11 protein-coding genes are annotated in these 8,922 nt (G+C 45.8%); 5 read left to right on the plus strand and 6 right to left on the minus strand.

Annotated features, from left to right (window positions below; all coding sequences use genetic code 11):
* Positions 1-24: 24 nt before the first annotated feature.
* The 5 genes from dnaG to VN429_RS11310 form a co-directional block, all read right to left on the minus strand.
* On the minus strand, positions 25-1,308 hold the full coding sequence (gene dnaG, locus VN429_RS11290; protein WP_325633386.1) for a DNA primase DnaG: 1,284 nt from the start codon (positions 1,306-1,308) through the stop codon (positions 25-27).
* 106 nt (positions 1,309-1,414) lie between these two features.
* Complete coding sequence (locus tag VN429_RS11295) at positions 1,415-1,750, minus strand: DUF167 domain-containing protein (protein ID WP_325633367.1); 336 nt, start codon at positions 1,748-1,750, stop codon at positions 1,415-1,417.
* A gap of 187 nt (positions 1,751-1,937) precedes the next feature.
* Positions 1,938-3,215: a dihydroorotase gene (gene pyrC, locus VN429_RS11300; protein WP_325633369.1), complete on the minus strand. Its 1,278-nt coding sequence runs from the start codon at positions 3,213-3,215 to the stop codon at positions 1,938-1,940.
* 51 nt (positions 3,216-3,266) lie between these two features.
* A complete protein-coding gene (locus VN429_RS11305) occupies positions 3,267-4,139 on the minus strand; it encodes a DUF4349 domain-containing protein (RefSeq protein ID WP_325633371.1) in 873 nt (290 codons plus the stop codon).
* A gap of 71 nt (positions 4,140-4,210) precedes the next feature.
* Positions 4,211-4,657: a universal stress protein gene (locus tag VN429_RS11310; protein ID WP_325633373.1), complete on the minus strand. Its 447-nt coding sequence runs from the start codon at positions 4,655-4,657 to the stop codon at positions 4,211-4,213.
* A gap of 199 nt (positions 4,658-4,856) precedes the next feature.
* Between VN429_RS11310 and VN429_RS11315 the strand changes: the two genes are divergently transcribed.
* The 4 genes from VN429_RS11315 (at position 4,857) to VN429_RS11330 (ending at position 7,817) form a co-directional block, all read left to right on the plus strand.
* Complete coding sequence (locus VN429_RS11315; RefSeq protein ID WP_325633375.1) at positions 4,857-5,513, plus strand: VTT domain-containing protein; 657 nt, start codon at positions 4,857-4,859, stop codon at positions 5,511-5,513.
* Positions 5,514-5,662: 149 nt separating this feature from the next.
* Positions 5,663-6,307 carry a DUF5612 domain-containing protein gene (locus VN429_RS11320; RefSeq protein ID WP_325633388.1) on the plus strand — a complete coding sequence of 215 codons (645 nt, stop codon included), beginning with the start codon at positions 5,663-5,665 and terminating at the stop codon, positions 6,305-6,307.
* Entirely contained in the window at positions 6,304-6,885 is a 582-nt protein-coding gene (locus VN429_RS11325; protein ID WP_325633377.1) for an L-threonylcarbamoyladenylate synthase, read from the plus strand. Before VN429_RS11320 ends, VN429_RS11325 begins: the two co-directional genes overlap by 4 nt.
* Positions 6,882-7,817, plus strand: coding sequence for a nucleotidyltransferase domain-containing protein (locus VN429_RS11330; RefSeq protein WP_325633379.1), 936 nt, complete (start codon positions 6,882-6,884; stop codon positions 7,815-7,817). The genes VN429_RS11325 and VN429_RS11330 overlap by 4 nt, the downstream gene beginning before the upstream one ends.
* On the opposite strand, the gene VN429_RS11335 is transcribed toward VN429_RS11330, so the two are convergent.
* On the minus strand, positions 7,791-8,492 hold the full coding sequence (locus VN429_RS11335; RefSeq protein WP_325633382.1) for a CRISPR-associated protein Cas4: 702 nt from the start codon (positions 8,490-8,492) through the stop codon (positions 7,791-7,793). The genes VN429_RS11330 and VN429_RS11335 overlap by 27 nt on opposite strands.
* Positions 8,493-8,522: 30 nt before the next feature.
* Here VN429_RS11335 and VN429_RS11340 point away from each other — a divergent pair, with 30 nt between their 5' ends.
* Positions 8,523-8,813 (plus strand): DUF3467 domain-containing protein, encoded by a 291-nt coding sequence (locus VN429_RS11340; protein ID WP_325633384.1) that lies wholly within the window; start codon positions 8,523-8,525, stop codon positions 8,811-8,813.
* Positions 8,814-8,922: the final 109 nt, after the last annotated feature.

The following is an 8,922-nucleotide window of genomic DNA, read 5'->3' on the forward strand; positions in this document are numbered from 1 at the left end:
ATATAAAATAATAAGCCAGTTCGCCTATCTAAAAGGAATAAGACGAACTGATGCAGGTCTTCTAACAATTCCGGTAAATGAAGGTGCAGCCAGGAATTTAATGCCTAGGAGTGATAGTTGATCAAGAAGCTGCTGATTCACATCCTGGTCAATGACAACTCCCTGAAATGTCTGATCATCGGGAATAGGTGAATCCTCAATCTGGGCCACCGGCATCTCAAGAACCACGTCTCCTTCTCCTGATAGCATCCTGATAACTCCCCGTTCCCGAACTTCACTGATATGAGTAAAAACTGACCGTGGTTTGTAGGGGGGGTCTGATACCTCCTCGGTTACAGGTGGTTCATGTGCTGCTTGGGCAGGTTCTTCAGGTTCAGGAGATTCGGGCACCTCTTCAGATTCCTGTGGAGAAGGGACTTCTTCTTCAGGTTCTTCATTCTTCTGTGCGGCTTTTCCTTCTTTATCTCGGTTAGCTAAGTACTCGGCGACGCGGTCCTCAAGAACATACTCAATTGGGACTTTGTTACGCAGGGATTTGATGATCTCTTTACGAGAGAGATCCTCTACCGACTCTCCCCTCGGAGGAAATGCAACAAAGTCAATATCAGTCACTTCAAGAAGTTCGCGAAGAATGAGATCCCCACCACGATCTCCATCAAGAAAGGCAGTTGCAGTTTTCTTGTGACACATACTGATGATCGTGCCAGGAACACTGGTTCCTTCAACAGCAATTGCATTTTTAATGCCTGCTCTCAGGAGATTGATCACGTCTGCTCTTCCTTCAACGACAATAATTGCATCTGACTGAAGGACATTCGGACCAGCAGGAACATTATCAGGACCTATTGTCTCAATCTTCTCAATACGCTGGCTTTCCCTGACAGCATCTATGAGTGATTCGGGATCAATACCCGGCTCCTCAAATTCAAGGAGGAGGGATTTTGCTCGTTCTATAATCTGGTTTCGCTTAGTGACCCTGATGTCTTCAATATTCTGGACCTGAACCTGAGCAGCGCATGGACCTACCCGGCTGATGGTTTCCATAGATGCGGCAAGGATCGCAGTCTCTGCACGATCGAGTGATGTAGAAACAAGGATCTCACCAGAAGACCGGCCCTGTTTGCTCACGACCCTGACATCTATCCTGCCAAGTCTGCCCTGACGTTGCAATTCACGCAGTTCGAGTTCAGAGCCAAGGAGACCTTCAACCTGTCCAAAGATAGCACCGACTACGTCTGACCGGTCAACCACCCCTTCTGCCTGAACAGTAAGGTGAATCCGGTATTTCGTAGTCTCCTGCTCATACAATCCCACTACCTCCACAAGCAACAATAATTACCATAATTATGGGAAGACAGTCTCTCACAAAGTATTTAAACAATACGATGATTCCCAATAGAATCTACGAAAAAAGCTACGATACTGCTAATATGAGAGCGCTCAATCTTTGCGAAAGGTCTGCATCAGAGACCCCGTCTATCTTTATTCTCTTTACCGATGAAGTCTGTCCGCTGATTATATGGACACTCGTTTTTGGAATATTCAGGGTCTCAGCAATAAGTCCCGTTATTGCTTTGTTGGCTTTTCCCTCTACTGCCGGAGCCTTGACCTGGATACCAAGTGCCTGACGCCAAGTATTATAGCCAGTGGGAAATCGTTCGACGCGACTGTTTGCTGATACTTCAATAGTGAAAATAGTACCGTCATCAGTGGCAACAAGTGAAGACCTGATCTCATCAGGAGTTGTCATAAGAGTTGTCACCCGGCATTAACAAATGGTTATCATCAGTGGCTTTTGCCGTCCTTCACCCATTAAACGCCCTCTGCCGGGCGGTGCCGTAATATGTACCATTTCCGGGTTGTCCCATGGATCATCTCTTGAGTCTTCATTAGATCTCCCGGGGACCTATGGAAATGAGGAAGGCACACCACAATATTTACTTCTCCGGGATATATCCTCTTCCCTTTATCCAGGTAGGATTTGTTTTGATACATGCCCCCTGATCATACGCCACCTGCCCTGACATAATAACCATTTCAGGAAATACTCCTTCCATCTCTTCATACGGAGTCCATCCTGCTTTGGAGAAGAGATTCTCTACCTGAATCGTTGAACTGGTTTTTGGATAGAGAGCAAAATCAGCACGCATTCCAGGCTGGTATCCGGCAGGCTCAATTCCAAGGATCCGGGCAGGGTTGGTTGAAGTTTTTTCTATGACATCGGTAAGCGAGATTCTTCCATGATGCACTTCAGCCATAAGAAGGGGAATCATGGTCTCAACTCCAGGAATTCCGGAGGGAGCATCAGAGAAGGGTACTGATTTTTCCTTTAGTGTATGGGGAGCGTGATCAGAAGCTATGACATCAATCTTGCTCCAGCATTCCCATAACCGCTTACGTTCGCATTCTTTCCGCAGGGGAGGGTTTACTTTGGCATGTGTATCATCAGGAGTGCAGGAATCATGCGAAAGAAAGAGGTGATGAGGGGTCACCTCGATGGTTCCAGTCTCTTTACTTTTTATTGTTGTTATCGTTTCGGCACTCGAAATGTGGCAGAAATGTATCCGGGATCCTGGAGTGGCAATCTCCTGTATCATTTGAACTGCCTGCCTTTCCCCAGCGGTGGATCGCAGAATATCATGTGCAGCAAGAGTATTGTCCTGACCCTCATGTACAATTTCTGCATGGAGTGTTACAAGTCCGTCGAGGTTTCTGATGGAATAAATAGCAGATTTAAGATCGTCACGCGAAAGAGCCTCTCCATAACTTGAAGGACCAGCAAATGTTTCTCCAAAAGCCATTGCACCGGCTCGGGCCATACCTTCCAGATCAGCATCGACAGTAACCCCCGCATTTATGGCAAAGTTACAATATGCTTGCTCTTGTGCAAGGTGTGCACGATCCTGCAGAATTTTCCCGGTTGTAACAGGAGGTATAGTATTCGGCTGGTCTACAACAACCGTGACTCCTCCGGCAAGAGCACTTTTTGTTCCAGACTCCCAGTCTTCTTTCTGAGCCTGAACCCCATCACGCATATGAACGTGCATATCAATGCCTGCAGGAACAACGATCGTATCGTGACATCGGTATATCGTATCCGCCTTTCCTGATGCGCCGAGATGGGAAACCCTGCCCCCTGAAAGGGTAATATCACAGACCCTTCCTCCAGGTATCAGAACATCCCTAAGCACCAGGACTTCCTGCGTGAGATCCATACAAGAGGTTTGACCTTACAGGGCATAGATTCACGTGCAAAAAAAAAAAAATTAGTCCGAACGCCGTACTTTCCACCTGGAATAGATGATAACACCGACAGCACCAAGGATGATGATAGGAAGTAATGTCATAATCATGATGACTAGCCAGACCACAGTATCTGCGAACCCCCCAATAGCCTGACTGATCACCGAGGTGATCGAATAGCCAGGAGATGGAACAACTGATGCAGGTTCTGACAGTCGAACTGTAATAGTTGAGAAGGCTACCCGGTTGTCAAGATATTTCATCTTCCCGGTTATACGGTCAAGTTCAACCTGTATCCGTTCGATCTCACGCTGGACTTCAAGAATTTCTGATACATTTACAGCCTGGCCGAGTATTCGGTTATACTGTGTGAGCTGATTGGTAAGAGCATTCTTTTGAGCATCCAAGTCGACATACTCTTCTGTAACATCCTGGGCTGATACACTGCTTGTTGTAACTTTTCCAAGATTCTGAATTTCTTTAAGAGTTTCATCAAACTTTGAAGAGGGAACACGAACAGTCACGACACCAGTGTACTTATCTTCACGTCCGGCAGAAACCGATGAGGACTGAATTACGCCTTCACTAGTCGTCACGATCTCTTTAATTGAATCGGCGATCTTCCTCACATCAGAAACCTGCAACGAGATATCAGCCGTGTTTATGATCTTCTGATCTGATTGCGTAAGTGTTTCTGATGACTGGACCGCAAGGTTTGTACCTCCGGTAGCTTTTTTCTCAGCAAGTGGGGCTGGGGCAGCCCGCTCTGCAGAACCATATGCGTCAGAAACATGTGCAGCCGGAGTTATGGAATCAACTGGTTTATCTAGTGCCGTACACCCTGATACCAGGATAATCAGACAGAGCAGCAGAGAGAGAAGAGTCTGTGGCAGCATAGCCAATACTCTGCATCATAGAATAAAAGGTAATTGTCGGGAAGTTACCAGAGGGGTTCAGCAGTGACCGGTCACCTGATAACTATTGTTGAAATTTTTGCATGAGTGACGATATATGTACTGACACTACCAAGCAGAATACGCTGACCTAGACCTTTACCAGTTGAACCAACAGCGATAAGGTCTGCATTAATCTCATCTGCAGCTTTCAGGATTTCACTTCGCGGATCTCCAAGTCTTACAATTAATGTAATTTCAAGACCGTGATCATGGGCGATATTCTTTACTCTTTCAGTAACCGCTTCTTTTTCCTCTGCAATGATACGGTCCCTGATTTCATGAAGCGTGGATATCCCTTCATATCCTGCCGCTCCCTCTATCGTGGCATATTTAGAAGGTGAAATAACATAAATTGCGTGAAGTTCAATCTCCTCTGAATTAAAATACTCTATCACCTTCAGAAGGGCAGTATCTGCTTCAGGTGATCCGTCTACTGCAGTTAGCACTTTCCTTTTCATGGATGATCTCCATTTGACTTCCCGCGATATTAGCCTGTCTGATTGTATCAGGTGAGAAAGACATTTCCTCATTCTTGCATGAAGTCCAGGCAAGTATATTTCATTATCTGGTTTTGTTGTCAAAATAATGAGCACTGGATAAGTGTGAGTAAATAGTAAATTTGCGGGAAACCTCATGAGGTGTCACAGACAATCTCCTATGAGCATGTCCGTCAATCCTCTCGATCTCTTCCTAAACCTTGATCAATCGTTGTCCCAGATGGCGGTTGAGCTTGGTCTTCTCATCTACCTTGTTCTGTTCATCATCATCTTTTGCGAAACCGGTTTTGTAATAACGCCATTTCTTCCAGGAGATTCACTGCTCTTTATTGCCGGAGCTCTTGCAGGATCTGGGGTCCTCGACCTTCCGCTCCTACTCGTTGTTGTAGCGTCCGCTGCTATTCTCGGTGACACTGCAAATTTCTGGATCGGTCGTTATGCAGGAGAAAGGATGATGACCGGGAGGCTTTCAGGGTTTGTAAAAGGAGAGTGGATTCAGTTTACCAAGGAATTTTACGCCAGATGGGGAGGTGCCACCATCGTGGTTGCACGGTTTGTTCCATATATTCGGACCTTTGCCCCTTTCCTCGCAGGAATCGGGAATATGCACTATCGCTGGTTCCTGATATATAACATAGCAGGTGGTCTCCTCTGGGCCGGAGGGCTCGTTCTTGGAGGTTACATAATAGGAAATGTTCCGGTAGTTCAGCACAATGTCGGAGTGCTGATGTGGTTTGTTCTTCTGCTCTGCCTCTTCGCAGTAGGTATGGTTATTAAGATGCTTCTTCAGGGGATCATGCACCGACATGATTCATGACCACCATTTTTACAGAATCGAGAAAAATTGTATCTTTCGTAACGTCAACTCTACTCTGGAAACCAGAACAAGGTAAATTCTGATTATTATAGATGATGGAAAGGAGTTGATTCAGGACGGGATCTGAAAAAGGACTCAAGGCAGTCTGTATCATAGCACGAAATAAGTCAGGAGTTCTTAAAGATATTGCAACGGTTTTTGCAGAACACAATGCAAACATCGTCATGATACACCTTGAAGCCTGTGAAGGACAGTGTGACGAGACATACGAAGAACTATACGTTGAGTTCGAAGGAGAGATCATTGAAGATCATCTCATCACCAGCCTTCAGAATCTTCCAGGGGTCAGTGAAGTAATTATTCACCGCTCCTTCGGCGATATCTATGGTAAGAGAGTTATCATCATCGGTGGCGGTGCCCAGGTTGCACAGGTAGCCCTGGGAGCAGTAAATGAGGCAGACCGGCACAATATCAGGGGAGAGAGAATTTCAGTTGACACCATCCCGCTTGTCGGTGAAAAGACACTTACTCAGGCTGTTGATGCGGTTGCAAGACTGCCCAGAGCGTCCATGCTTGTTCTTGCCGGCTCACTGATGGGAGGAGATGTCTCTAAAGCAGTCGACCGGGTGAAGGCTTCGGGAATTCCGGTTATTGCACTAAACATGGCAGGAACAGTTGTGGATCACGCCGATCTCGTTGTAACTGATCCAATACAGGCTGGAGTTTTTGCAGTCATGCATGTCTCATCGATTGCAGTTTTTGATTTATACCGGGTACAGGGGAGAAAATTTTGAAAGACCAGATAAAGAAAGCAGTTGATGTCCTGAATAAAGACGGACTTGTCGTATATCCGACTGACACTCTGTACGGCCTGGGGGCAGATGCCCTATCAGAAGAAGCGATACATAAAGTCTATGAGGCGAAAGGTCGTGAATATCACAATCCACTATCTATTGCAGTCTGTGATATAGAGATGATATCAGCCGTCGCCTATGTTGATGAGATTGCAGAAACGTTTCTTAATGAATTCCTGCCAGGTCCGGTAACGCTGGTTCTTAAGGCACGGTCAGTTCTTCCTTCTCTTCTGACTTCAGGAACCAATCTTATTGGTATCAGATTTCCGGCCCAGGATGTAGCTATTGAGATAATAAACAAATTTGACAGCCCGATAACTGCAACAAGTGCTAATCTTTCAGGAGCTCCCTCCCCAATTACGATTAATGATGCCCTGGTCCCGCATGATTATGCCATTGATGTCGGGGCACTCAAAGGCACGCCATCAACGGTTGTAGATCTGGTGAACAAGGAGATTATTCGCCCGGGTGCAGATATTGAACGAATAGCCGCCATGCTTGCAGAGTGGATAGAATGAACACCCGCCCGATCAGAATCCGTGACTTTATCAGGGATGCTGATAACTGGCTCTATGCAATTGCAGCATACGATACTATCGGTGGAGCCGGATGTGTACTTCGATATATTCCTGATCCTTCAGGTGAGCGTGTTGATCCGAAGGGAATCAGATATCGAAAGGTTGACTTTGGAGAAGCATATGCCCTGATTGCTGCAAAGAAACCATCCTACTCAGGTCTTGTACACAGGGTTCCGCTTTCTGACATCGTTGAGATTCTAAAACCTGATGAACACCTAGCCAGATTAGCGGCAGAAGATGAACGAGTTCAGAGGCTGAAGGAAATTTTTGCTCTTCCTGACGGATCATTCGGAGTAACCGGTTCAATGCTCTGCGGGATAGCAGGGTCAGGATCAGATATTGACTGCGTGGTATATGGGTCCAATTTTGCACACGCTCAACAAAAACTCAGGCAGGGTATAGAATCAGGTCTGATTGAGGATCTTGATGAGCGGTTATGGAAGAGTGTGTATAAGAAACGAAATCCTGATCTTGGATATGAAGAGTTTCTGCTCCATGAACAGCGAAAATGGAACAGAGGTCAGATAGACGGTACATACTTTGACCTGCTCTACTCTCGCTCATATGATGATCTCCCGGGTTTTGTGATGAAGAAAGGAACAGTCATCGGAAGAGATACAATACAAGCAACCGTAAGCGGCGATCAGTTTTCATTTGATAGTCCGGCTATCTATGAAATAGATCATCCAAAGATCAGAAGGGTTCTCTCCTTTACCCATACCTATACAGGGCAGGCAATAAAAGGTGAGAGAATAGAGGCGCAGGGAATAGTTGAGCAGCACGGAAACGAGCAATGGCTGATCGTCGGAACAACCCGCGAAGCGAAAGGAGAATTTATCAGATCCTTAACGCTTCTTGAAAAGAATACTTGAAAGAAGATTCGGTTTTTCAGGATTGCATTGGCTCTGGTAAGAACAATTTTTACACGGAGCTCGTGCAGGCTTCTCAGGGAGGTCTCCTTTCATTACCTTCTTCACCTGTTTTAATGCCAAAAGGAGACCACGCCTATCACGTGGCTGTGGTTCGCAGTACCTTACAATTCCATCAGGAATATACTCAACATATCCTCCAGGAAGATCGATTCCCATCGACTCTTTCAGGCAGAGAAGGTACGCAGCAATTCTAACCCGGTCAGCTGACCAGCATCCTGACACCGGTGCTCCTGAATTGCGGACCACAGATATATTCCCAGCATCTGCGTCGTATTTATCAATCAATCCATAAATTCCGTATCGCTCTGACCCCACCTTTAGATCCGTATCTGTCCAGGAAGGAAGGGGTGTATGGGCAGTGCCTGCAAGACAACTGGAGAGATATTCCCTGAGTTCAGGTTTTACTACTGGATCAATCATACATATTTCATCCCAGAGATTATCCTCATCAGGTGCCAGTTCTTTGCAGAGCGAAATCTGTTTACAGATGGTATATCGCCCAGAAGGAAGAATCGAATCATGGCGGGAGAAATAAAATTGACGAGGGCACCGGTATGCCTGGATTATTGATGATATCGGAATGCCGGTCTCTTTTTTTATAGTATATTCGGTCAATTTAATGCAGATCCCATATAAGATGTAGGTATGACCTCAAATGAAATTCAGGTGACTATTCCTCCAAATCTGGAGCCCGTATACAGTAATATGATCCAGATTGCTTATAAAGAGGATGAGTTCACGTTTATGTTCCTTCACCAGATTCCGGGCATCAATCAGGCACGGGGAAAAGCAGTGGTCAGCATATCTCCAACCCATGCAAAGAATCTACTCCAGGTACTGCAGAGAACTGTAGGAGAGTACGAGCAGAAGTTCAGGCCTCTTGAGGAATCACAGGAAAAAGCACAGAACGTTACTTCAATGACCGGATACTCGTAAATTATATATCATCGATTTTTTTTTATATCTGAACGTAAAGGTATATAGGCACGCCGTTGTGGCTTAGCGGTATAGCGGCTGATTCGTAATCAGCAGGTCGAGGGTTCAA

Origin of the sequence: Methanospirillum sp. (genome assembly GCF_035560735.1) — an archaeon.
In the GTDB taxonomy this organism is placed as follows: Archaea; Halobacteriota; Methanomicrobia; order Methanomicrobiales; family Methanospirillaceae; genus Methanospirillum.